Origin of the sequence: Shewanella goraebulensis, assembly GCF_030252245.1 — a bacterium.
Classification (GTDB): Bacteria; Pseudomonadota; Gammaproteobacteria; order Enterobacterales; family Shewanellaceae; genus Shewanella; species Shewanella goraebulensis.
In genome coordinates, this window is the sequence record NZ_CP126972.1 from 461,289 (window position 1) to 484,037 (window position 22,749).

The window sequence follows — 22,749 nt, forward strand, 5'->3', positions numbered from 1 at the left end:
TGTTTATTGTGTGATGTTTTGTTTTTTGTTGTTTCAGGTTAGACTATCTCTTGTGTGTAACTATGCGTGTAACTGCGTGTAACTATGGAGGCCGGGGTGGCAGTAAAAGATAAGCTAACTAATACGACGCTTGAAATGCTCCTACGAAAGAAAATATCTAAACCTGTTACTCAAAGTGATGGACTGGGGTTGAGTATCCGAGCAAGCCCGTCAAAAGTAAGCAAGCAAAATAATATGAATTGGCTTTTTCGATATCGAATAGGTGATCGAACAAGTAACCCTGAAACAATTGTTTTGGGGAACTATCCAGACTTAACAATTGCTAAGGCTAGAAAAAAACGAGATGAATTTAAGTCATGGTTGGCGGATGGGAAGGACCCAAAAGTTGAAGTGGCCTTAGCGTTGGAAAAGACCCTCAAGCCTATTACTGTTTCTGATGCTTTAGATTATTGGATTAATGAATATGCAACAGAAAAGCGCACTAATTCACTAAAACATAGACAGCAGTTCAATAAATGGTTAATTCCTGAGTTAGGCCGTTTGCCCTTAGGGAATATTAAAAAAGCTCACTGGATAAATACGATAAGAATGCGTTCAAAACAATATCCAGTAGCTGCTGGTTATGTTCTAAGAAACTTACAGCAGGCACTCAAATTTTGCGACAAAAGGGGTTATGAGCTAGATCGGAGCATATTTGATATTGATTTTGTTGATATAGGTGCAAGCAAGCAGAGCAAACGCTCTCAGCGGCTGGTGGAGGATGATAGCTGGCAAAGACTTGAGGATCTCATTAAGTGGTTGGGTACAGGCAAGATGATGCCGTATTACCGCAATTTAACGTTGCTGCTAATATCATTTGGCTGCCGCACTCAAGAGTTAAGGTTGGCTGAAACTAAAGAATTCAACTTTGAAACGAGAGTTTGGACAGTACCTGCTGCACATAATAAAACACGCGATAAAGACCAGGCTAAAGGTGAGAGTGGTGAGATTAAGCGTCCTATACCAAATGAGTTAATTCATATGCTGAAAAATCTTTGCGAACAAAGTAGCAACGGATATTTACTAGGTGAATTAAAGCGCAGTGAAACAGTTAGTAGTTGGGGTGGGAAAATATATAAGCTTTTAGGTCATGAACAAGCTTGGAGCTTCCATGATTTGAGACGTACTGTTGCCACTGGGCTCAATGATATAGGGGTTGCACCTCATGTCGTAGAAGCATTGCTTGGTCACTCAATACAGGGTGTTTCAGGTATTTATAATCGTAGCCAATATTTACCAGAAAAACTGGATGCTCTGAATAAGTGGCAAGAAAGATTAGAGTTGCTGCGTGGCGATACGGATAATGTATTGATGCTGAGTAAAAGTGTAAGAGCCTAGTCTATACAACCTAGACTCAGGTATTTTTAAACGATGTTAACTAGACAAATTACTTAGATTAAGTGATCCATTTCGTCTCATTCAAAATGGATCACGTATTTTACGTTTTACATCTTCACTATCTTTAAAATCAATTGTTTATCGTTATGTTTGGGGTTGGATTATTTTTGCTGTTCCGTTTCGTTTTGACTGTGATTATTTAATACAGGATTAATATTCTAGAGATTTTTTGATAAGTACCTTCCACCAGCATGTGCTAACTACCAATGCCAAAAAGCTAGTTACTGCTACATAGCTAGGCCATTTCAATCAAGAGTCGAAGATAGGCGGCGTAAATGTTGGAATCGCTAATGCCTCTAAATTTTTTGGGTTTTACATCATCCGCACCTACATATTGTCATCCTTTAAGTACATTGGGTTTTATTCGGCTTGTGGAATAGTTATTTGTTTGTGGAGGACGATGGTTTTTACCTGCAACTTTTGCAAAATAACTTATGCGGTAAACGACAGCTTGGATTAAATCAAAGTTATCACGGCTTAAATTGTAATAGCAGTTTTTCGGAGTAAAACTAGTACCAGCCATATCGCTCCAAACTTCATTCACCATATCTAATACCTTTTGTGGGTACTGTATGAGCCGCCCATCAAGAAAAAGAACATAGTGATAATGCTGAGCATTTGCTGTGTCATGCTCGCGTACCCAGCAGTACCCAATTTTCTTAATTTGATAAGCGGCCTTTAAACGACGGAATAGTCTGCGGTTAAAAATGGTCATTCGCTTATTGTCTGAATTGAAATCACGCTGGTGGAGATCGAATCTAATAACGTGAACACGTAGGTAATGGCTGAGCATATTGATCAGCTGACTTATAAATTTCTTAGCCATTGCTGGATAAATTCCTGATGGTTTGGAATTTACCTTCCAAGTAACTCCATGAAAATCCAATACTGGTAAATGACTAATGTACATATAGATTACGTACAGAAAGGGCTAATATTCTTAAAGTTCTCCAAGATAAAGCAGGGGAAGATATTATTAAATACCCCCCAGATGCAGCCACAGTTCTATTGCGTTGTAGTAGTGATAACAAGCATCGTAGTGCTTTATCATTGGAATAACGAGGGTAATAAGCCCCAAACTGTTGTTTTAGTTTGTTTATGTTCATAATGTTTTTATTTAAGTTGTTATTTATCATTAACTTATAGTGCATGGTCTGTGTATTAATTTAGCGAACGTGTTCTGGCTCTAAATTAATAGGTTAGATTAGATAAAAATATGACTCCGAAAGGAGCCATAAACTTTGTTAAACCCTGTGCTAATCAATCATCGTTTGCCGCATCACCTAAGGTTCCGCTGATAAACTGTGTATGAAGGTCAGCTCGGTATCTTACACATCGTTTACTCAATCGCTCTCCCTTGGGATAGCGACCTTCCTTTTCAGCTCGCCAAAGCCATGTTCTGCCAACGCCTAAGGACTCACAAACTTGCTTCTGGGTTAACATTTGCGGTAGTGGATTGAATTTAAACATATTTATTCCTTTGATATAGTGATTGGTTTTTGTACGTCTCAGTACGTTTTGATGCGTTTACTATATTGGAGGAGCGTATTTAAGGTACAGGTAAGTAACACTGTGATTTACCGACTTAGTTATTACCGATTTAAAGTGTGACTGGCATCTCTATTTTATATTGCTTTATATAATTGGCGAAGGTTCTAGCCTCTACTGTCTGGCCTTTATCTAACGAAGATAGGTAGGCGCGTGCTAATGCGGCATTTGTAGTGCCTAATAAGTATTGTTCGCCTTTTTCAGCTCTTAGCCTGTCAAGGTAGTCATATAAAGGTGCAGTCCTTTGTTTTCTAGCATGGTTGCCGTTGCCTTTACGGTAGCTGCTTGCTCGTTGGCTTTTCAGTTTTTTCTCAATCCTACCGTTAGCAGCTGAACCCTGTGCTATACCATCGAGCTGGCTATCAGCTTTGACCGCATTAAGAGTGTTATACGTATCTGATATTAACTTTAGGCTTTGAACGTCTTCGGCTGGAGCGGTTGCAAATGGGTGGCAAGCTTTACGAAGTGAATCAGGATGTGCCTCTGAATATCTGTCCAATTCAGTCACAGCATCCTTTGGTGACAATTGCAGTGAGTTTAAAAAACCGTTGAGGGCAAGGATATTGACTTGGCTATCTATCAAATTGGAAACGGCTTGATTTACTGAGTTGCGATTGCTCGCTAAGTCATCTTTACGAATGCTGCGTTTTATCGTTATCTTCGTCATATTAAATGCTTTTCCATGTATTTAGTCGATAAAAATACATAGGCGAACAATATGAAGCAACAGCGTTGGATCACAGAAATACACACTAAAAAATTAAGCGAGGAAAAATGGAGGGTTCTGGGACAGGTTATTAAAAAGTTTGAGGTAGCTATGATATCTTGATTTAGCAGGCCACCAGCGCAGGCTTTAAAAGAGTAATTGTTTAGTCATTAGTTAAGCTTGTTTTTGTCCATTTTCAAGTTAGCGTGGCCAACACATTTCTGCCCCAAAATGAGTTTCAAATGGTAGGTAGTACAGCATAGTGACGAGCCTGTAGACCTACTTTTTCTAATCGATAAGTGATTGCTACTGACTGCTTTAGATAAGACATCAATATCAATGCTCACTATGTAATTTTTCGTACTCGTTTATTCAATATAACTCTGGTAGAGTGCTTATAAATCAATGGCTTTACTTTAGTAAGGCTTAAATAATAGGTTTGTTAAATGTGGACGCGCGTTTTGCTAAATACATGCGCACTATACAAATCCTAAGTTCTTTGGGGTCTTATGAAAATTCGGTATATAAAACTTGGTGATGCAGGTAAATGGGAAAAATCCTGTCTTGAAAGCGATCAAGTTGTTCGTCTAGGTTATAACAGCCCGTTTCATAATGAATCTCTGAATGGTCATTGGGATGCAGTCCGTAATTTTTGGCTGGGAGAGAGAAAAAATAATTCAGGAGCTGCAACAAGAGATATTAACCAAATCAGAGATTTCTACGAGCTTTCTGAAGCAGATCTTTGGGTTACTTTTTATCAAAGAAAGTTGTACTGGTGCCATGCAAAAGAAGAAGTAATAGAACTTGAAGATGGGAGCCGAGTGCGAAAAGTTATTGGAGCTTGGAATTCATGTGATAAGCAAGGTAACCCTCTGTCTATCGAAAACATTGATGGGCGTGTTACGAAAGTTCAAGGTTATAGAGGGACAATCTGTAGTGTAGAGCTACAAGACTACCTTATTCGGAAGATTAACGGTGAACCACAACCAGAAGTTGAAGCTGCTAAAAACTCCCTATTATTACTGAAAAATAATGTAGAAGACTTAATCAAAGGTCTGTGGTGGAGCGATTTTGAATTATTAATAGATTTAATTTTTTCTCAATCAGGCTGGCAGCGAATATCCGTTTTAGGTAGAACTGAAAAAGACATTGATTTAGATGTATTCTCACCGGTGTCGCAAAAACGAGCATTTGTACAAGTTAAATCAACAACAAATTCAAAGCAGTTGCAAGAATATTATGAAATATATAAAGAGTATAAACAGTATGATGAAATGTACTTTGTTTATCATACCTTCAACGGAAACAATGCGCCGGTCATTGATGATCCTAGCGTTACAGTATGGGATATTTCGAGGATCGCTGATTTAGTTATAAATGCAGGCCTAATTAGTTGGTTAATTGAAAAACGAACTTAACAAGAGACTATGGCGTCAACAGCTGACTTCATGCTTTTGGCGCTTTCCACATTACATCAGCTCTTTGCATCAAATTTAACGTTATATCTTACTGATACAGGTAATTATCGCAACTTCCTTGGGCCTGTCAGGGAGACCTATGTTGGCTTATTTTTGCCCCAAAGTTAGTTAGAACCAAAGCTCTATTTAAGAATGCTTATCTTCGTTTTCCATAAACATTTAAATGAAATTGCTTTTTTACAGTTCCCATCCTTACAGCCTAGATTGCACAATCTAATGAACTGTTTTTATATACAGGTCTAATGAGATTTGGCTTAATTTAAATCAAACAGCTCATCAAATAAGTCTAAAGTCGTAATTCATGCTTAACTAAAAATCTATAATTGTCTGATAATGTTGGAAATAAATTTCATCACTTATTTTTTAAGCGACTTTAACGCGCAAGCTCGGTTTGTTTTAGGATGCCAAGAGAATTTTATTGCTTTACATCAAAGATATAGAGAAAGTAGGATGTTATAAATCAATAACTTAAACGGCCGACTTTATCAGGCGAGCCGTATAATAAGCTGTTATGTTTTCTATGCAATGGATTGAATTCTTTTTATGACTTTCTATAAATATACAACCACTTCGACTGCTGAAATTGTTCTAAAAAACCAATCGTTACGTTGGTCAAGCCCTTTACTCTTTAATGATATTGAGGAATGTCAGTTTACACCGTTCACTGAAGAGCAATATTTGCATGCATTTAGTTCATACAAAAAAATAGTCGAGTTGTGCGCGAGCGGCTGTATGCTGTTTGATATTCGTCGATTTAGCAATGAAACTATGATGCTAATTGAAATGTTTAAAATGTATATTAAAAGAGGAGAAAGCGCTCCGTTTCTACCAGAAGAGCTTTTAATGAGTCATAGAAATATACATCACGAGTATATAAACAAAGGCTTATTAAATTGTTTTCGAATCCTATGTGTGACAACCGAATATGATAACAACCTTATGTGGGCTTATTATGCTGACCAGCATTATGGGTGTGTAATTGAACTTGAAAGTGTGTATAAAGAGGAGCCTTACCTATTGAGGAAAGGTAGCGTTAGATATCATGAAAATATAGCCCCTCTTTCCAAGCCGTTAGATATGCTCTTATATGGAGAAACAGCAGAAGTAAAAGAACTAATGATCAAAGATATCATTTTTTCAAAACGAAGCAATTGGGTACATGAGAACGAGTACAGGTTCATGTTTAGCGAAAGTTTTGGTCAAATAACTTCAAAGCTTGATTTACGCACAAACAAGTTTGAAACAACTGCTGAATATCAATCTGATTCCTCACACACTGACGTTCCAATTTCTAAAGAAAGTGTTAAATCAGTAACATTTGGAGCTAGAACTCAGCAAAACGATATTGAAAAAATTATAAATGTAGTTTATTCAGAAGGTTATGACTGTAAGTTTTATCAAATGAAGTTGAAAAACGGTACTGTTGAGAGACAATTACTGAACGTAGAAGCTAGCTGTTCTCAAACATAACAAGCCAATTCAAAGGACAAAAAACAGCTGGTTTTGCTCCTTCGTCGCCAATTATAACCAGCTATTTTATTGCCTCTGATTGGGGCGTTATGTGATAAGGCGAAAATGCGGAAATATTGTGGAAAATAATAATGAAAAATCCTGAAATAGCTTCCTTGTATAAGTATAAGCCGATGAACCAGTTTACATTGGATATTATCGCTTCCGAGCGTATTTATTATGCTTTACCTGAGTCGTTCAATGATCCGTTTGATACCCAATGCTCTTTTATGAGAAGTACAGCTATAGCTCCTTCTACTGATGCGGGCAAAGTCACAAGAGCCTTCCCTGATGACCCTGAAATTATAGCGTTTGAGCTGAAAAACGTATCTTCAGATATCGATGTTTTTCAAGGCAAGTTGAAAAATTTTGGGATCGTTTCATTAGCTGAGAGTGCTGCTGATATTCTAATGTGGTCTCATTATGCCGATAACCATAAAGGCATTTGTATCGAATTGGATCGAAATGAGAATAATGCGTTGGGTAACCCTGACGAAACTAATAAGGTTAAATACACGCAAAGTTACCCTTCATTAAGCTCAAATGTTTTGCTAGATAGTGACCAATTTAACTCCTCTTTAAAGCGGGTTTTGTATACAAAGTCTAAGCAATGGGAATATGAAAAAGAGTGGCGGACATTTAAACCATTAGGTGGCAAAGTTTATCCACTACCAGGAAAAATCAAGTCGGTAACCTTTGGTGCTAGATCATCACAAATGGATATAGAAATTGTAAAAAAATTAATCGCAGGTACGGATATCAAGTTGTTCCAAGCTGAGTTAAAACAAAATGACTTTGGGATTAAATCCAGAAAAATCACATAACAAACGCTTTAAGATGGACTCAAAACGCGCGCTCATTTCGCTTTGCTCAATTTTAGCACACGTTTTTCACCACTTAAGCGGGCGTTACCATATATCCACTTGCCATACATTTCTTAATTAGACTCATCACTTTGAGTGCTTTAACTCTAACAAGCTTTTGTCCACAAGTGAGTTCCAATTAGACGATTGATTAACGTATTAACATCCTAATCTACTTAAAATATCACTTTGGTCTTTCAACTCGATTGGTAGAGAATAAGGCACTATTTTTCTTAATTCTGACATTGGTTTCTTTGTGGAGCAGAAATCGGTACTACGGGTTAACGTTTGGCTCATTAAAAATGCTGCTGAATTGCCTTTATTGTCATAAACAATTTTGTAGTAATCGGATGGTATAGAGTGGGACTCTTCGGCCTTAGGCAGCCCGTTCATGGGTTTGTTGTAAAGAGTGCCCGTAATGACAAAAAGGTTGTCACGAAACCCTACAGCACCTCTAACAGCTTCTTCTAGGTTCTTCCAAGGGCCTTGATTTAAGGCTTTGGCTTGAGGTGTGATATTGGATAAGTAGTTCAGGGTTGACCAATATCGACTACCAACAAAGCTTGCTAGCGGCGCTTGGTGCCCACGGTCTACATCGAGTTTATTGGATGCATCTGTGTAGTCACTTTTCTCTAAACGTTCATCTTCATCCAGGAGAGGATTGTTTTTCCAGGTGCGGTTAGTGGTGACACCAAAATTAAGAACATCGACTTCATAAGCAACCCAATCAGCGAACTGAGTTTGCTTATTTTGAGACAAGGCATATAAACGCTCAAGTATGACGACATTACCTTCTATTTCAAGACTAGGGCATCCTAAAGGGCAGTTAGGAGTGCGTATTTCTACAGCATGAGCAGAGGTACAAAGCAGAAAAGCTAATATTATCCATTTAATCATTATTAAATCCATTTAAGAACGTATATTACAAGCTAGCATACACCTTGATTCCCCATTAAATATTTTGCCCAAAATTGTATTTGAAATCGATATATATTGAAGTTTAGCAGTCTGTACTTACCTTAAGCTATCTATTATCACTTTCAATATAGTGGCCAAATTATCCATACCACTCCACTACCGTATTAGCTAGTTAGCAAAAGTTAGTGGTAAGAGCAATAAACTTGTACAGACTAATAGTTACTCAAGCAGCGGGATAGGAAATAGGGTTGAAGCTAGTAATAAGTAATAAGTAATAAGTAATAAGTAATAAGTAATAAGTAATTGTTTGTTCTGTTATTGTTGTTGAATGTTTGATGCATCGCTGCTGATAAGGAAAATATATGCCAAGAACAATAATATTTGGTGAGGTGGAAGGTATAGCTGAAGGTGACTGGTTTCCAGGTCGAAGAGAGATGATGCCATCAAGCTTTCATCGAAATTGGGGGGCTGGAATTGATGGAAACGGTAATGAAGGTGTCGCAGCTGTTGTTCTTTCCGGAGGATATGAAGATGATGAAGATCATGATGACTACATCATCTACACCGGGGCTGGTGGAAATGACCCTAATACAGGCAAGCAAATAGAGCATCAATCGTGGAAGAACCGAGGTAACGCAGGCTTACTAATTAGCATGGATCAAAGTCTCCCTGTTAGAGTTATTAGAGGTCATAAACATCTGTCAGACCTTTCACCTAATTCTGGCTATACATATGCCGGACTGTATACCGTTGTTGACGCATGGGAAGAGCAGGGCAAGAGTGGACTTAAGATATGCCGGTTCCGTTTAGTTTACTGTGGTGGTAATCCAAAACGACTGACGCCAGAAGATATCGAATTAGATTATGAGAAAAAAGAAGTCAGAAGAAAGGAAGGTACAATTTTACGAATTATAAGAGATACCAAAATATCTAATAATTTGAAAAAATTGTATGCTTTTAAGTGCCAAGTATGCCTGATTGCCATTCCTACCAAAGTCGGTTTCTATGCTGAAGGCGCCCATGTTAAGCCTATAGGTAAACCTCATAACGGAGATGACTGCACTGATAATTTATTATGTTTATGTCCGAATCACCATGTGATGTTCGATAGAGGGAGTTTTTCAATTGATGATGATTTCAACCTGCTAGGGGGATTGTCAGGCCGGTTAACTGTTCACGCTGAACATAAAATCAAATTAGTGAACTTGAAATACCATAGAAGCTGCCATGGATATTAAAATACTGAAGTGGCTTAGTGGCTTAGTGGCTTAGTGGCTTAGTGGCTTAGTGGCTTAGTGGCTTAGTGGCTTAGTGGCTTAGTGGCTTTGACCACTACGTTGTAAGTAATTCATATACCTTGCCATAGTAGAGGTTATTCGAAATATTCCAGCCTTATAAAAATTAGCAACTCTGAATTGCCCAGAAATACGTTCCATTTAGGGACGTAATGCCTTGTAGCGTGCTAGCCATATAGGGCTAGCACAACGCACCAAGTTAAGATTTTCATTGTGCCCATTTTACTTAAACACAGTGATTTATGTTTTTTTTCGGTAACGTCCTCTAGTTTTTTTTTATGGGTTTACTTTTGAATTGACAATAACCAAGGATAGTAACCGTTGAACCAACAAAAGCGATAGCTAGTTTAGTTGCAAGTTCAGCCTGTGGGTTATTGTTAATCACAAGATAGCTAAAAATAATAAAGCTTAAAATTGCCATAATAAGGCATAAGTAGGCAGGAATTAGAAATCTTTTCATGGAATACTCATCGCTGAAAAACATTACAAAACCCAAATGAAGATGTGGCATTTAAGCCCTTCGATTTGAATACATGAATGTCATTTCGTCGATCCGATACAGAAAAGCTCATCACAATTACTAGACTTTTCTACAATATCGGTGGGTAAACTTATAGTCAAGGCTCGCCTATGCCATTATTAAACGGGCAGAGAAAGGGCCTGCTTTTTTCTGGCAATGTTTCCATACTTACGCTAATCCGAAATCACTTTGAATTAATGACCTCCTAGATTGCTTCTGTGACTATCCGACTTACTTGAATTTAGCCAGCCGACTGACTCAAAATCATTAGATACCCTTTTTAAGCTAATTCCTTTACCGCTGGAATGTCCGCAGCAGCCCAATCAACATCCCATAGTTCGGCACGGCTGAGCCAGCGTGAATCAATATGCTCAGTGAGTGTTACTTCTTTTGTTTCTAACTGGCACAAAAAGCAATGCATGATGATATGAAAATCAGGATATTCATGCTTAACCGTTATGAGGAGGCTCAGGCCACTTACTTCCACTTTTAATTCTTCTTGCAATTCTCGTTCTATTGCTGCTTCTAGTGATTCGTTGGCTTCTAATTTACCACCAGGAAATTCCCATTTATGGCTAATATAGTCAAGCTTTACAGCTCCACGTTGAACAGCTAGGTATTTACCGTCGCGCTGAATGATGGCTGCGACCACTTCTATATGTTTTTTCATTTTATCTTGATGCACTCATAAGGGCTGTGACTCGATTAGTGAGTAATGCTACATCTTATGATAAGTCGAGGACATATATTTTATTATGGCAATTAGGGCACAGAGCGACTGTATTTTCAGGAGTATCGGCCCCTTTACGGGATAGCCACACGATATGATGTGTCTCTAGATAAGGCTCATCTTTTTGATTAAGAAAGGGGCTGGCTGGTAGCATAGTTGGCAAACTCCATTGGCTAACCTTTTTTCATACTCAACGACCCAAAGGTTTCGTTCATAAGTGGTGGTAATTTGTTCAGAAGTGCTAACCTTGCGAGTTGATTGATTTGCGCGTTTAACTAACTCCTTTAGGTTGAGTCGCTTAGCTTTTTTCATGCTAATCCTCGTAGGTAACAAATTGTTTTAAATTGATTTATTTAACGATAGTTCCACATGATTTTTAGAAAGATGGCAAGGTTTTAGATAACGTTCGAAGCTTTAAAGCTAGAGACGAGTATGGTGTGATATTTAGCTGCCTATTCTTATTGCGTGGTAGTTATATGAGGAGTATTAGATGCTTAGCAAATACAACCATGCACTTTGAGAACATTTAGCTTTTACGAATTGAAATGATAATAAGATTAAAAATGAAATATTGGTGTGTGTAACTATGCGTGTAACTATTAACAAAAAAGGGTTAACCATTTCTGGCTAACCCTTTTTAATACAACGAATTAAGAATTGCTTCTTAGTTCATGCCGTATTTTTTTAATTTCTTACGTAAAGTACCACGGTTGATACCTAACATGTTCGCAGCACGTGTTTGGTTACCACGAGTGTGTTGCATGATGATGTCTAGTAATGGTGCTTCAACTTCACTTAAAACCATTTCATATACTTCAGACGCTTCTTGACCGTCTAACTGAGAGAAGAAGTTTGTTACTGCACGCTTTACTGCGTCACGTAATAGTTGTGGCTTGATAGTACCGTTAGCGGTTTCAATCTTACCTACGGTTAGCTGGTGAACTTCTGTGTTAGTAGTTGTCTGATCAAACATTCTATTCTGCTCTTTATATTAAAAATTTACTAATTCATCAAAGTAACATTCCACTAAGGAATATTGCTGTTCAGCGGTTTCAAGCCTATTAAAGTCAGCACGGAACTGTCGCTGTTCTTCTTGGTTTAGGTACCATCCCATATGCTTTCGGGCAAATCGGACACCTTTGTATTCGCCGTACAATTCGTACAATTTGTTCAGGTGTTCGAGCATGATTTCTCGCTGCTCGCTCGCCTCAACTGGCGGTAATTTTTTACCTGTTTCCAAGTAGTGGTGGATTTCTCTAAAAATCCACGGTCTGCCTTGGGCTCCGCGTCCTACCATTAGTGCATCGGCGCCAGTGTAATCTAAGACGAACTTAGCTTTCTCTGGGCTGTCGATATCTCCATTGGCAACAACAGGGAGTGAGACATTTTGTTTTATCGCTTTAATCGTGTCGTATTCGGCAAAGCCTTTATACATACATTGCCTCGTTCGACCGTGAACGGCGAGAGAGGCGATACCACAATCTTCAGCAATGCGGGCAATTTCAACACCATTACGATGTTCAGGTTGCCAACCTGTGCGGATCTTGAGTGTCACAGGAACATCAACTGCACTAACAACAGCCTGTAAAATCTCTTTTACTAGCTGGGGATCTTGCATTAATGCCGAGCCTGCGAGCTTTTTGTTTACCTTTTTTGCAGGGCAGCCCATATTGATATCAATGATATGCGCACCTTGTTCAACGTTGAACTGGGCCGCGTTTGCCATTAATTCAGGATCTGCACCTGCGATTTGTACTGAGCGAATACCTTCTTCACCAGAATGCATCATGCGCTGGCGACTTTTATCTGTATCCCAAACTTCAGGATTCGATGAAAGCATCTCTGAAACAGCTAGACCTGCGCCATAGCGTAAACAGAGGTTTCTAAAAGCGCGATCGGTGACACCTGCCATTGGTGCCACAATCAGCTGATTCTTCAGTTGATACGGGCCAATTTGCATTGAGTTATTCACCTTGCTCGTCAAAGGGGCGCTATGTTAGCCCTTTTTTGCCTTCCTGAAAAGGTCAATAAATGAACTAAATGTAACTTTTTTGCTTGACTTTTAGTTGGAGAGTATTCTGCACTCCCTTAAGCGCAGATCTAGCTGCCATAAGGGGTGCAATGCCTTTACCGTTATTTGCGGGTACCTGTCAAGCGACTCCAGTCTTCTTTGTGAGCCGCTTCATCCATGATGAACCATTGGCTATAAAACTGTGAGATTTCTTCTGCTTGTTCTTCTAAGAGGCCTGATAAAGCTAATTTCCCGCCCGTTTTAACTTTTTCTGCAATTAGTGGAGCTAACTCGCGAAGTGGGCCAGCAAGGATGTTAGCAACCAAGATATCCGCTTGCAGATTTTCTGGTTGGTTTTCTGGTAAGTATAAAGCTAGCTTGTCTGCAACGCCGTTACGTTCAGCGTTCGCGGTCGATGCATCAATCGCTTGGTAGTCAATATCAACGCCAGTTACAGTTTTCGCGCCAAGTTTAAGGGCGGCGATGGCCAAAATGCCTGAACCACAACCAAAATCGATGACTTCTTTATCTGAAAGGTCTAAACCGTCTAACCACTCTAAACATAAAGCGGTGGTAGCATGGGTGCCTGTACCAAAAGCTAAACCAGGATCAAGAATGACGTTTACTGCCTCTGGCTCAGGAATGTCGCGCCAGCTTGGGCATATCCATAAACGTTGACCGAATTTTATTGGGTGGAAGCTGTCCATCCATTCGCGAACCCAGTCTTTGTCTTCAATCTGTTCGATTTTATGTTTAAACCTTTTACCAAGATAAGGAAGGGTTTCTAAAAAGCTCACCGTTGGGCTTAAGTCAGTACCAGCATCAAATAAGGCAATCACAATGGTGTCTTGCCATAACGGTGTTTCACCTAACTTAGGTTCAAAAATAGGGGTGTCTTTACCATCTTCATAGGTAATTGATACTGAACCTTGCTCCATTAAAAGGTCACCGAGCGCGTCGGCATGGTCGCTGTTAGTACTAATGCGAAGTTGAATCCAAGGCATGGAGTTTTTCCTATGAGAATAATTTAATGGCGCATTGTACCTGCTTGGCGGGAAAAACAGCAGCATTTGATAGTGAAATATTGCTTATTTGCATTGAAACGGCTGTTTTAGCACTTTTATCGTATGGTTAATCTTTAAGCTATTAATATCCATGATGAAATCACTTAAACATTGGTTCTGTTTGAATGTCACTATAAATTAATGAAAGTTAAGTAAAATTTTGAGTTCTTATATTTGAACAATATGTGACTGTGATCAAGTTCTAAAAGCCGATGAATGGTAGGTGAGCTTGATCACGGTTTAATTTTTATAGCCGAGGAGAAGTAGGGATAGCTGATAAGCTGATTTCACCAGAAATATGTCATACAGGCATGGAAACTATGACTGCTTCATCGCAAACTCAAACACAAAAAATTCATGACGTTTCGTCAAAAGGGTATTTGAACCCGATTTGGGCAGCCAGAGCCGATAAATTACAAAGTGCTACCGGGTTGTTGTTAGGCTTCTTCATCATTATGCACTTGCACTTTGAGTCGAGCATATTGATCAGTAAAGAGGCCTTTTATCATGTTGGTCACTTTCTAGAAGGTGGCATCTTTAGCGAAACAGGACATGGTTTTCCTGTGCTCACTAAATTTATTTCCGCGTTTATGTTGCTGGTGGTGATCATCCATGCAGCGTTCGCGTTAAGACGTTTTCCTGCGCAAATTCAACAATGGCGAGCACTACGCAGCCAAATGACTATTATGCCGCATCAAGATACTAAAATTTGGTTCTGGCAGCTGATTACTGGCTTCTTATTATTCTTCCTCGCGCCAGTTCATCTCTACGACATGATCACTAATCCTGCGATTGGTCCGCATTTATCAGCAGAGCGTGTTTACCACCAAGATGTGTGGATGCTGTATGTATTACTGCTTCCTGCCGTTGTTATCCATGCAATGTTTGGCTTATACCGCGTTGCCGTTAAGTGGGGCATTACCACTAAGCGAATGGCAGCGTTAAAACTTGCCAAGTTTATGGTGATTTACTTGATGATTATTGGTATCGCAAGTTTGATGACTTACATCGTGATTGGTCAATCGTTGGAGTTACCAGTGACTCCTTTTGTGCCGAGTTAGAGGCTTAAGAGTTTTAGGTTAATGAGTCACATATGCCATTAACCTCGTATCGAATTTAAGGAATACCCGTGAAAATAATTTATACAGACTCATTAGTCGTTGGCGCAGGCCTTGCTGGTTTGCGCGTTGCTATTGCTTCAAAAGAACGTGGTTTAGATACCGTGGTGTTATCGCTAATCCCTGCTAAGCGCTCTCACTCAGCAGCGGCTCAAGGCGGCATGCAAGCCAGCCTTGGTAATACTGTAAAAGGTATGGGCGACGATGAAGATGTCCATTTCCAAGATACTGTAAAAGGGTCTGATTGGGGCTGCGATCAAGACGTAGCAAGAATGTTTGCCCATTGCGCGCCAAAAGCAGTGCGTGAACTGGCTAACTGGGGGGTACCTTGGTCACGTATTACTGCTGGTGATCGCCAAGTGGTGGTAAATGCAGAAAAGGTCACCATTACCGAAGCAGAAAAAGCCCATGGTTTAATTAATGCCCGTGACTTTGGTGGTACTAAAAAGTGGCGTACATGCTATACCGCTGACGGTACAGGCCATTCATTGCTATACGCAGTAGATAACAAAGCCATTGAAATGGACATTCCTGTTCATGAACGTATTGAAGCTTTATCACTTATCCATGATGGCAAACGCTGTCACGGTGTGATTGCACGCTGTTTAATTACAGGTGAATTACGTGCCTATATTGGCAAGGCAACCACTATTGCTACTGGCGGCTATGGTCGTATTTACGAAGTGTCTACCAATGCAATTATCTGTGAAGGTATTGGCCAAGCATTGGCATTAGATACAGGCGTTGCAACGCTAGGGAACATGGAAGCGGTGCAATTCCACCCAACAGCCATTGTGCCTGTAGGGATTTTGACAACTGAAGGGTGTCGTGGTGATGGCGGACTGCTTAGAGACAAAGATGGTCATCGCTTTATGCCTGACTATGAGCCAGAAAAGAAAGAGCTTGCATCACGTGACGTAGTATCACGCCGCATGACCGAGCATATGCGTAAAGGTAAAGGTGTTGATAGCCCTTATGGCCCACACTTATGGCTCGATATTACTCTGCTTGGCCGCAAGCATGTTGAGACCAATTTACGTGAGGTCAAAGAGATTTGTGAAAACTTCCTCGGTATCGACCCTGCGAAAGATTGGATCCCAGTAAGACCGACTCAGCATTACTCAATGGGCGGTATTCGTACTAATGCTACCGGTGAAAGTCCGCAGCTTACAGGTTTATTCAGTGTCGGTGAGGCAGCCTGTTGGGATATGCATGGCTTTAACCGTTTAGGCGGTAACTCACTAGCAGAAACCGTAGTTGGCGGCATGATTATCGGTAAGTATGTGGCCGATTTTTGTGAAAAGAATACCCTTGAAATCAACACTGGTGAGATTGAAGCCAGCATGAGCAAGATGCAACATGAAATTGATGAGTTGTTAGTGGGTAAAGGCACTGAAAATGTCTTTGAAATTAAATTAGCCATGCAGCGCATTATGATGGATTACGTGGGTATTTTCCGTAACGGTACTGAACTTGAAAAAGCGGTAACTGAGCTAAAAGACCTGCTGACACGCAGTAAAAATATCGGTCTTAAGTGCAAAAAACGTCACGCTAACCCTGAGCTAGTTGAAGCCTTGAGGGTGCCACGTATGCTGCGTGTTGCCTTAACGGTTGCATGTGGTGCAAATGCTCGCACAGAAAGTCGCGGCGCTCATGCCCGTGAAGATTACCCGCAACGTAACGATAAAGAGTGGCTAAACCGCACATTATCAACCTGGCCAGATGAAAATGCTCTAGAACCTAAGTTAAGTTACGAACAGCTAGATGTGATGAAGATGGAATTGCCACCAGGTTATCGCGGCTATGGTAATGATAATGCGGTGGCGCATCCTGATACCGCAGCGCGTGAAGCGCAGATTGCCGATATTCTTGCCGAATTAGGTGATGATGCCGACCGCTTTGATAAGCAAGCAGCCATCATGCCATTCGATTTACCTGAAACATTACGTCCTCGTAATGAAAGATTAAGTGACACTGTTTCAGTGTCGGGAGAGAAGTAATGAGCAGCCCACGTACTATTAGTTTTGAAATCTTTCGTTATGATCCACAAGATCCTAACGATAAGCCAAAGATGGTGACTTACGAGATCACTGAAGCGCCAGGAATGACGGTGTTTATTGCATTAAACTTGCTCCGTGAACAACAAGATCCTTCTTTGCAGTTCGACTTTGTTTGTCGTGCAGGCATTTGTGGCAGCTGCGCAATGGTGATTAATGGCAAGCCAACGCTGGCGTGTCGCACGCTGACGGCTAATTTCCCTGATGGCAAAATTAAACTTATGCCATTACCAGGATTCGAGCTAATTGGCGATTTATCGGTGAATACTGGTAAGTTTATGCGTGAGCTGGCAGAGCGTTTACAACTGTGGCTGCAACCAGACAGTAATGATATCGACATTCACCGCTTAGAAAACCCAATGGATCCAGCTGAAGCGGCTAAGTTATATGAATTAGAGCGCTGCGTTGAATGTGGTGTGTGTGTTTCTGCGTGTGCGACCAAACAAATGAAAGACACTTTTGTTGGCGCTGTGGGTATGATGAAAATAGCTCGTTTTGAAATGGATAGCCGTGATACCCGCACAGCGGAAGATTTCTATCACGTCATTGGTAATCAAGATGGTGTATTTGGTTGTATGACCTTATTGGGTTGCCAAGATGCTTGCCCGAAAGACTTACCGCATATGCAGCAAATCGCTTACCTAAGACGTAAGATGGCGCAAACGATTGTGAGCTGTTAATAAATCGCTAAACATTTTAAAGCCGCATATCTGCATAGGTAAGCGGCTTTTTTGTTTGTCATTTTGAACAAATCAAGGTCACGGTACTTAGTTCACACCAGATTTAGACCTCAGGTTTCTTTCTTTTATTTCCAAACGAAGTTTGGATTAACGTCGTGGCGCTTCGCCCACACCTGAGCAAGAAGGGTGAAACTGCTCACCCCTCTTGCATCTCCCCAGCAGCCTCGGCGAAATTTTCACTCTTTATTGACAATACGGCGAAAGATTTCCAACGGGGGATTGTTCCAGCTTTTAACTTCGTTTGTTTCTGCACATAAGGCCGCTCTTTCGCATCCATGTAATCGCGACATTTTGTTCGTCCTGAACATCCCAGCCGTAGGCAATGGATTAGATTGAAGTGATGGTCTTCGATAATTGAGTAGAGATAAATGAATTACATAGTTGCTGTTCGTAAATCATTTACGCCCCTTTCCTTGTTTACTATTTTGAAAAATCTACGTCTTGGTTCTTAGTTAATATTAGTTTTAGATATATGGATTTCATACTGGATTTCCAAACTCCGTTTGGATTAACGTCGTGGCGCTTCGCCCACACCAGAGTCAAGGGGGAAAGCGCTTGTCCCCCTTAACAAACCCTCAGCGCCCCTAACGAAAAATGCTGGAAAGCGCATAATTTTCGATGGGGATTGATCCAGCTTTAAACTTCGTTTGTTGCTAACTTCAGACTTATTCGAAAATGCTAACGCTTCCGATGGTGCATCCATGCACCGCGAAAGCTATGCTCACATCCATGTGAGCATCACGCTATTTTCTTCAACGTCCTCAATTCAAATTGAGCCTTTTAGTTCTTTAAATTGTCACGAATACAGTCAAATCGAAGAGGCAATAATCCCAGTGTAGATGCGTTCAAGATCTTCGAAAACATGGATGTTTTCGCAGAGCCCACATGGATGTGTTTACGGCGTGTCTTGGATGTATCTGTATAAAAGGTCTCTCTTTCACACCCATGTGATCGCGACATTCGTATATCCTATACAGCGCCTGCGGCAGGCAATGGATCAGATTGAAGTGATGACCTTCGATAACTTAGTTAATGAAAACCAAGTAAAACATTGAATTAATGGCATAAGTTATATTAAAGTAATAACCACTTAAGGACAGAGTTGGGTAACCTCGAATACAATCATCGGGTACGCCATTTAGGGAAGAAGAAGCCATTCAATAAAATGTGTCTATCGCCAACCCTATTAAGTTTACTCTGACCTAACTAATTTTCGCTTCACATTTTAACCCACAATTTTAGCCCGCTTAATGCGGCGTTAGTGCGTTTTACAGGTTAGGAGAATAAATTGTCATTAAATTTAAAAATCATAATCACAAGTTTGCTATCTATTTGTTTATTCGCATGCGCAGGTAAGCCTAAAGTAGGGGAAAACCTTGTTGTAATGAAATTAACAATTCCCTCTTATGCTACTGTTAAAGTACGTAACATAGATACCAATGAAATAAAATCTGTCAAATTAAAGTATTTAAATGGCTCTTTTTTTGTAGCATATTTACCATCAGGAACATATGAATTAGTCAACTACAATCCATTTAAAGATGTAAGTTTGTCAGCCCCAAAAGGGAATGTTAGGTTTGTTGTCGTAGATAATTGCTCTAATTACTTAGGGCAGCTTAATTTATTGGGTAATTATTTCCATTCAAATGGAAAGCCTACCAAAATATTCTGGGAGTTAAATAAAGATCAAAAGTTTCACTCTTGGATTGTAGATAAAATGAAAGATAACCCGGTATGTACCCCTTACAACGATGGTGTTGGAAAATACTCGTGGGAAGAGTTTGAAAAGTTTTATATTTTAAAAACAATGGATTAATATCAGTGCTAACAAGAACTTCAAAACAGAACAAATAAAGTTAGCTGTTTTCACTCCGTTCTACATGTTAGCCAATAATATTTTTGCGCTTAAGTAGATATTACAAACTCATTTATGTCCAGAAATAATCTTCCAATTTTATTCATTGCTAGATAAAGCTAAACCAAAGGTGCCAGCTTCATTAACTCGGCAATATTTTGCACGCCGAGTTTTTCCATTAACTTTGAGCGGTGAACTTCGATAGTTCTGACTGCCACACATAATTCGTTAGACATTTGTTTGTTGGTGTTGCCTGCAATGACCAGTTTGAATATTTGATGTTCACGCTCAGATAGGGCATCAATCAAAGCCAAATTGTGCATTTTCCAATGTTGTTTAACGCTGTATAGCAGCCCTTTTTCTATGGATTGCGCTAGCACTTTGCCTTGTACTGGTTTCTGGAAAAAATCAAAAGCGCCTTGTTTGAAGGCATCCACTGCCATGGGCACATCGCCATGTCCTGTTAAGAATATAATCGACAATGGGCTTTTCGCTTCATTCAATAATTGCTGTACTTCTGGGCCGCTAAGTCCAGGCATTCTGGCATCTAAAATAACGCAACCTGCTAATGACAAATCAACCTGAGCGAGAAAGGCGTCTCCAGAGTTAAAGCTGGTTAGCTGATAACCGAATCCTTCCATTAAAAAGCATATTGAATCGATAATGGCTTCATCATCATCGACTAAATAGACTGGGCAATGAATGTCAGTTTGCATGTGTATTCCTTGCAACGTTTTGAATGCATCATTGATAAGTATCTCAGTTTGAATCGATATGCTAACTAATTTTATACAAACCATGAATTGCATCACGTTGCGCAGATGTTGCCCATCGTAAGCTTATTACAGTGTCCTAATTTAAGGTTTTACTGTGCTGCGAATTTTAATGTGTTTGTTGTTGGCAATGAGCTTTTTGTCACCAGTTTGGGCTAAACCGCAAGAGCTTTATGTCGGTGTGCTTGCTAATTGGGGCGATCAACAGGCGATAGCTCGTTGGACGCCAATGATGGATTACTTGAATGAACAGGTACCAGATACCCGATTTCATGTTTATCCAGGTAATTTCGAAGCCTTGAATGCGGCAATGGAATCAGGAAAAATCCAGTTTATTATTACCAACCCTGGGCAATACCTTTATTTATCCAATCAGTTCCCTTTGTCTTGGCTAGCTACGATGCGTTCAAGGCGTCATAACGGCGCTACCTCTGCTATTGGCTCAGCCATTATTGTTAGGGCTGACAGTGATTACCGCACCTTGTACGACTTAAAGCAAAAAACCATTGCGGCTAGTGATCCTCATGCGTTAGGAGGCTATCAAGCTACCATTGGCTTGATGCATAAATTGGGCATGGACACTAAAAATTACTTTAAAGAGATTAAGTTTCTTGGGTTCCCACTCGATCCATTATTGTATCAAGTGCGTGACGGCAACGTGGATGCGGCGATAACGCCATTATGTACCTTTGAAGATATGGTCGAGCGAGGGCTGATTAAAGCGGATGAGTTTCGTATATTAAACCCGAGTCGTCCGAAAGGGTTCGACTGTCAGTGCAGTACTAATCTTTATCCTAACTGGTCGTTTGCTGCGAATGAGAGCGTGGATATTGAACTCAGTAAACATATCACTCAAGCGCTAATGGATTTACCTTCAGAGCACCCTGCTGCAATACAAGCAAAACTAAAAGGGTGGACGTCACCTATTAGTCAGCTGGCAGTGATTCAGTTATTCAGTGAGCTTCATGTTGAAGCGTCAGAAGTGAACCGCTGGGATACCTTACTAAAATGGCTTAATGATAATCGTCATTGGGGTGGTTTGGCGGTGTTGTTATTTATCGTCGCGACGGTTTACCACTTATGGATTGAGTATCGCTTTCATCAAAAAAGTGAGTCGTTAATTGAGTCTGAGCGACAACTAAAACAGCAAGAGCTTGCATTAGAGAAGCTACAAAGTACTGCCATTATTGGTGAGATTGGCGCAGGGCTCGCACATGAGATTAATCAGCCCATTGCGGCGATTACCAGTTACAGTGAAGGCGCTATTATGAGGCTGGAAAATAATCAGCCTTTTGATGAACAATCAGCCAAAGCATTGCTGACTAAAATCCATCAACAATCCACCCGAGCTGGTGAAGTGGTGCATCGTATTCGTGGCTTATTAAAGCGCAAAGAAGCGGTCATGGTGGATGTCAACATTTTGAGTTTGGTCGATGAGAGTGTGTCATTACTCAAAATTGAATTGGCTAGACACGACATCAGTGTTGAAAAGAATATCAAAGGTGAGCCATTTTTTATTACCGCCGATAGAGTTGGCCTGTTGCAGGTGCTGATTAATCTAATTAAAAACAGTATTGATGCGATAAGTGATAGTGCTGAGGTTGTAAAACGAGCCAAAATTGTCATCGCAATGGATTTTAAAGAGCATCAGGTGGATGTTTCGATAATCGATAATGGCCCAGGCTTACCTGAAACATCAGATGCGTTAATGGCAACCTTTTATACCACCAAAGAAAATGGTTTAGGCCTTGGACTTGCGATTTGTAATGAAGTCATCAAGGAGCATGAAGGCGCCTTTAGCCTTAAAAATCGACAAGATATTCAATCTGGTTGCATTGCCAAAATCAGTTTGAAGAAAAGAGGCTCTGAGCAAAAAGTGATTGGATAAAGTAAGCTGACTTTATCTGCAGATATAAATTTAGTAGTTTGATTTAATAACAAAAAGACTTCCTTTTAGGCAGTCTTTTTTATTATCTGTTCGAAATGTGGTTTACCACAATAGCTAAAATAAAAGGGCTGTGTTGGTGTTTTTTTAAACCGTGAACATAGTCACAAAGCAAGATAACCGTCTTTCGATATGTGGTTTACCACAATATTCAATTGTTCTTTCCTGTTTGAAAATGATGA

At 40.0% G+C, this 22,749-nt stretch carries 20 protein-coding genes; 10 read left to right on the forward strand and 10 right to left on the reverse strand.

Going from position 1 to position 22,749, the window contains the following annotated elements; genetic code table 11:
• Positions 1-96 precede the first annotated feature (96 nt).
• The gene (locus QPX86_RS01990; RefSeq protein ID WP_285163948.1) at positions 97-1,377 is read left to right on the forward strand and encodes a tyrosine-type recombinase/integrase; all 1,281 of its coding nucleotides are present in this window, start codon (positions 97-99) and stop codon (positions 1,375-1,377) included.
• Positions 1,378-1,774: 397 nt separating this feature from the next.
• Here QPX86_RS01990 and QPX86_RS01995 read toward each other — a convergent pair whose 3' ends face one another.
• The 3 genes from QPX86_RS01995 to QPX86_RS02005 all read right to left on the reverse strand — a co-directional run bounded on the left by QPX86_RS01995 (position 1,775) and on the right by QPX86_RS02005 (position 3,652).
• Positions 1,775-2,263, reverse strand: coding sequence for a YagK/YfjJ domain-containing protein (locus QPX86_RS01995; RefSeq protein ID WP_285163949.1), 489 nt, complete (start codon positions 2,261-2,263; stop codon positions 1,775-1,777).
• A gap of 434 nt (positions 2,264-2,697) precedes the next feature.
• Positions 2,698-2,907: a helix-turn-helix transcriptional regulator gene (locus tag QPX86_RS02000; protein ID WP_285163950.1), complete on the reverse strand. Its 210-nt coding sequence runs from the start codon at positions 2,905-2,907 to the stop codon at positions 2,698-2,700.
• 130 nt (positions 2,908-3,037) lie between these two features.
• Positions 3,038-3,652, reverse strand: a complete 615-nt coding sequence (locus tag QPX86_RS02005) for a hypothetical protein (protein ID WP_285163951.1) — start codon at positions 3,650-3,652, stop codon at positions 3,038-3,040.
• A gap of 548 nt (positions 3,653-4,200) precedes the next feature.
• On the opposite strand from QPX86_RS02005, the gene QPX86_RS02010 reads away from it, so the two are divergent.
• The 3 genes from QPX86_RS02010 to QPX86_RS02020 all read left to right on the forward strand — a co-directional run bounded on the left by QPX86_RS02010 (position 4,201) and on the right by QPX86_RS02020 (position 7,502).
• A complete protein-coding gene (locus QPX86_RS02010; RefSeq protein WP_285163952.1) occupies positions 4,201-5,109 on the forward strand; it encodes a restriction endonuclease in 909 nt (302 codons plus the stop codon).
• 603 nt (positions 5,110-5,712) lie between these two features.
• Positions 5,713-6,639: a DUF2971 domain-containing protein gene (locus QPX86_RS02015; RefSeq protein WP_285163953.1), complete on the forward strand. Its 927-nt coding sequence runs from the start codon at positions 5,713-5,715 to the stop codon at positions 6,637-6,639.
• 131 nt (positions 6,640-6,770) lie between these two features.
• Positions 6,771-7,502 (forward strand): DUF2971 domain-containing protein, encoded by a 732-nt coding sequence (locus QPX86_RS02020; RefSeq protein WP_285163954.1) that lies wholly within the window; start codon positions 6,771-6,773, stop codon positions 7,500-7,502.
• A gap of 198 nt (positions 7,503-7,700) precedes the next feature.
• On the opposite strand, the gene QPX86_RS02025 is transcribed toward QPX86_RS02020, so the two are convergent.
• Positions 7,701-8,438 (reverse strand): DNA/RNA non-specific endonuclease, encoded by a 738-nt coding sequence (locus tag QPX86_RS02025; RefSeq protein ID WP_285163955.1) that lies wholly within the window; start codon positions 8,436-8,438, stop codon positions 7,701-7,703.
• A gap of 383 nt (positions 8,439-8,821) precedes the next feature.
• Between QPX86_RS02025 and QPX86_RS02030 the strand changes: the two genes are divergently transcribed.
• Positions 8,822-9,697, forward strand: coding sequence for a YDG/SRA domain-containing protein (locus tag QPX86_RS02030; RefSeq protein WP_285163956.1), 876 nt, complete (start codon positions 8,822-8,824; stop codon positions 9,695-9,697).
• Positions 9,698-10,554: 857 nt separating this feature from the next.
• Here the strand turns inward: QPX86_RS02030 and QPX86_RS02035 are convergent.
• The 5 genes from QPX86_RS02035 to prmA form a co-directional block, all read right to left on the reverse strand.
• The gene (locus QPX86_RS02035) at positions 10,555-10,944 is read right to left on the reverse strand and encodes a (deoxy)nucleoside triphosphate pyrophosphohydrolase (protein WP_285163957.1); all 390 of its coding nucleotides are present in this window, start codon (positions 10,942-10,944) and stop codon (positions 10,555-10,557) included.
• 55 nt (positions 10,945-10,999) lie between these two features.
• Positions 11,000-11,158 carry an HNH endonuclease gene (locus QPX86_RS20670; protein WP_407696615.1) on the reverse strand — a complete coding sequence of 53 codons (159 nt, stop codon included), beginning with the start codon at positions 11,156-11,158 and terminating at the stop codon, positions 11,000-11,002.
• A gap of 510 nt (positions 11,159-11,668) precedes the next feature.
• Entirely contained in the window at positions 11,669-11,977 is a 309-nt protein-coding gene (gene fis / locus QPX86_RS02040; RefSeq protein WP_055023591.1) for a DNA-binding transcriptional regulator Fis, read from the reverse strand.
• Between the two features lie 18 nt (positions 11,978-11,995).
• Positions 11,996-12,964 carry a tRNA dihydrouridine synthase DusB gene (dusB, locus tag QPX86_RS02045; protein ID WP_285163958.1) on the reverse strand — a complete coding sequence of 323 codons (969 nt, stop codon included), beginning with the start codon at positions 12,962-12,964 and terminating at the stop codon, positions 11,996-11,998.
• A gap of 173 nt (positions 12,965-13,137) precedes the next feature.
• The gene (gene prmA / locus QPX86_RS02050; RefSeq protein WP_285163959.1) at positions 13,138-14,019 is read right to left on the reverse strand and encodes a 50S ribosomal protein L11 methyltransferase; all 882 of its coding nucleotides are present in this window, start codon (positions 14,017-14,019) and stop codon (positions 13,138-13,140) included.
• Positions 14,020-14,399: 380 nt separating this feature from the next.
• Here prmA and QPX86_RS02055 point away from each other — a divergent pair, with 380 nt between their 5' ends.
• From QPX86_RS02055 to QPX86_RS02070, 4 genes are all read left to right on the forward strand, one after another.
• Positions 14,400-15,140 carry a fumarate reductase cytochrome b subunit gene (locus QPX86_RS02055; protein WP_220753737.1) on the forward strand — a complete coding sequence of 247 codons (741 nt, stop codon included), beginning with the start codon at positions 14,400-14,402 and terminating at the stop codon, positions 15,138-15,140.
• Positions 15,141-15,208: 68 nt separating this feature from the next.
• On the forward strand, positions 15,209-17,197 hold the full coding sequence (locus QPX86_RS02060) for a fumarate reductase flavoprotein subunit (RefSeq protein ID WP_285163960.1): 1,989 nt from the start codon (positions 15,209-15,211) through the stop codon (positions 17,195-17,197).
• Complete coding sequence (locus QPX86_RS02065) at positions 17,197-17,934, forward strand: fumarate reductase iron-sulfur subunit (RefSeq protein WP_192021647.1); 738 nt, start codon at positions 17,197-17,199, stop codon at positions 17,932-17,934. The genes QPX86_RS02060 and QPX86_RS02065 overlap by 1 nt, the downstream gene beginning before the upstream one ends.
• A gap of 1,348 nt (positions 17,935-19,282) precedes the next feature.
• A complete protein-coding gene (locus tag QPX86_RS02070; RefSeq protein ID WP_119967861.1) occupies positions 19,283-19,810 on the forward strand; it encodes a hypothetical protein in 528 nt (175 codons plus the stop codon).
• A gap of 158 nt (positions 19,811-19,968) precedes the next feature.
• Here the strand turns inward: QPX86_RS02070 and QPX86_RS02075 are convergent, their stop codons facing one another.
• Complete coding sequence (locus tag QPX86_RS02075) at positions 19,969-20,565, reverse strand: response regulator transcription factor (protein ID WP_220753741.1); 597 nt, start codon at positions 20,563-20,565, stop codon at positions 19,969-19,971.
• A 169-nt stretch (positions 20,566-20,734) separates the two neighbouring features.
• Between QPX86_RS02075 and QPX86_RS02080 the strand changes: the two genes are divergently transcribed.
• Positions 20,735-22,510, forward strand: a complete 1,776-nt coding sequence (locus QPX86_RS02080; RefSeq protein WP_407696625.1) for a sensor histidine kinase — start codon at positions 20,735-20,737, stop codon at positions 22,508-22,510.
• Positions 22,511-22,749 lie beyond the last annotated feature (239 nt).

Excerpts from the sequence above, each read along its gene's own strand:
- QPX86_RS01995 (WP_285163949.1), bottom strand. The coding sequence starts at position 2,263 with ATGGCTAAGAAATTTATAAGTCAGCTGATCAATATGCTCAGCCATTAC.
- QPX86_RS02000 (WP_285163950.1), bottom strand. The coding sequence starts at position 2,907 with ATGTTTAAATTCAATCCACTACCGCAAATGTTAACCCAGAAGCAAGTT.
- QPX86_RS02005 (WP_285163951.1), bottom strand. The coding sequence starts at position 3,652 with ATGACGAAGATAACGATAAAACGCAGCATTCGTAAAGATGACTTAGCG.
- QPX86_RS02010 (WP_285163952.1), top strand. The coding sequence starts at position 4,201 with ATGAAAATTCGGTATATAAAACTTGGTGATGCAGGTAAATGGGAAAAA.
- QPX86_RS02015 (WP_285163953.1), top strand. The coding sequence starts at position 5,713 with ATGACTTTCTATAAATATACAACCACTTCGACTGCTGAAATTGTTCTA.
- QPX86_RS02020 (WP_285163954.1), top strand. The coding sequence starts at position 6,771 with ATGAAAAATCCTGAAATAGCTTCCTTGTATAAGTATAAGCCGATGAAC.
- QPX86_RS02025 (WP_285163955.1), bottom strand. The coding sequence starts at position 8,438 with ATGATTAAATGGATAATATTAGCTTTTCTGCTTTGTACCTCTGCTCAT.
- QPX86_RS02030 (WP_285163956.1), top strand. The coding sequence starts at position 8,822 with ATGCCAAGAACAATAATATTTGGTGAGGTGGAAGGTATAGCTGAAGGT.
- QPX86_RS02035 (WP_285163957.1), bottom strand. The coding sequence starts at position 10,944 with ATGAAAAAACATATAGAAGTGGTCGCAGCCATCATTCAGCGCGACGGT.
- QPX86_RS20670 (WP_407696615.1), bottom strand. The coding sequence starts at position 11,158 with ATGCTACCAGCCAGCCCCTTTCTTAATCAAAAAGATGAGCCTTATCTA.
- fis (WP_055023591.1), bottom strand. The coding sequence starts at position 11,977 with ATGTTTGATCAGACAACTACTAACACAGAAGTTCACCAGCTAACCGTA.
- dusB (WP_285163958.1), bottom strand. The coding sequence starts at position 12,964 with ATGCAAATTGGCCCGTATCAACTGAAGAATCAGCTGATTGTGGCACCA.
- prmA (WP_285163959.1), bottom strand. The coding sequence starts at position 14,019 with ATGCCTTGGATTCAACTTCGCATTAGTACTAACAGCGACCATGCCGAC.
- QPX86_RS02055 (WP_220753737.1), top strand. The coding sequence starts at position 14,400 with ATGACTGCTTCATCGCAAACTCAAACACAAAAAATTCATGACGTTTCG.
- QPX86_RS02065 (WP_192021647.1), top strand. The coding sequence starts at position 17,197 with ATGAGCAGCCCACGTACTATTAGTTTTGAAATCTTTCGTTATGATCCA.
- QPX86_RS02075 (WP_220753741.1), bottom strand. The coding sequence starts at position 20,565 with ATGCAAACTGACATTCATTGCCCAGTCTATTTAGTCGATGATGATGAA.
- QPX86_RS02080 (WP_407696625.1), top strand. The coding sequence starts at position 20,735 with ATGTGTTTGTTGTTGGCAATGAGCTTTTTGTCACCAGTTTGGGCTAAA.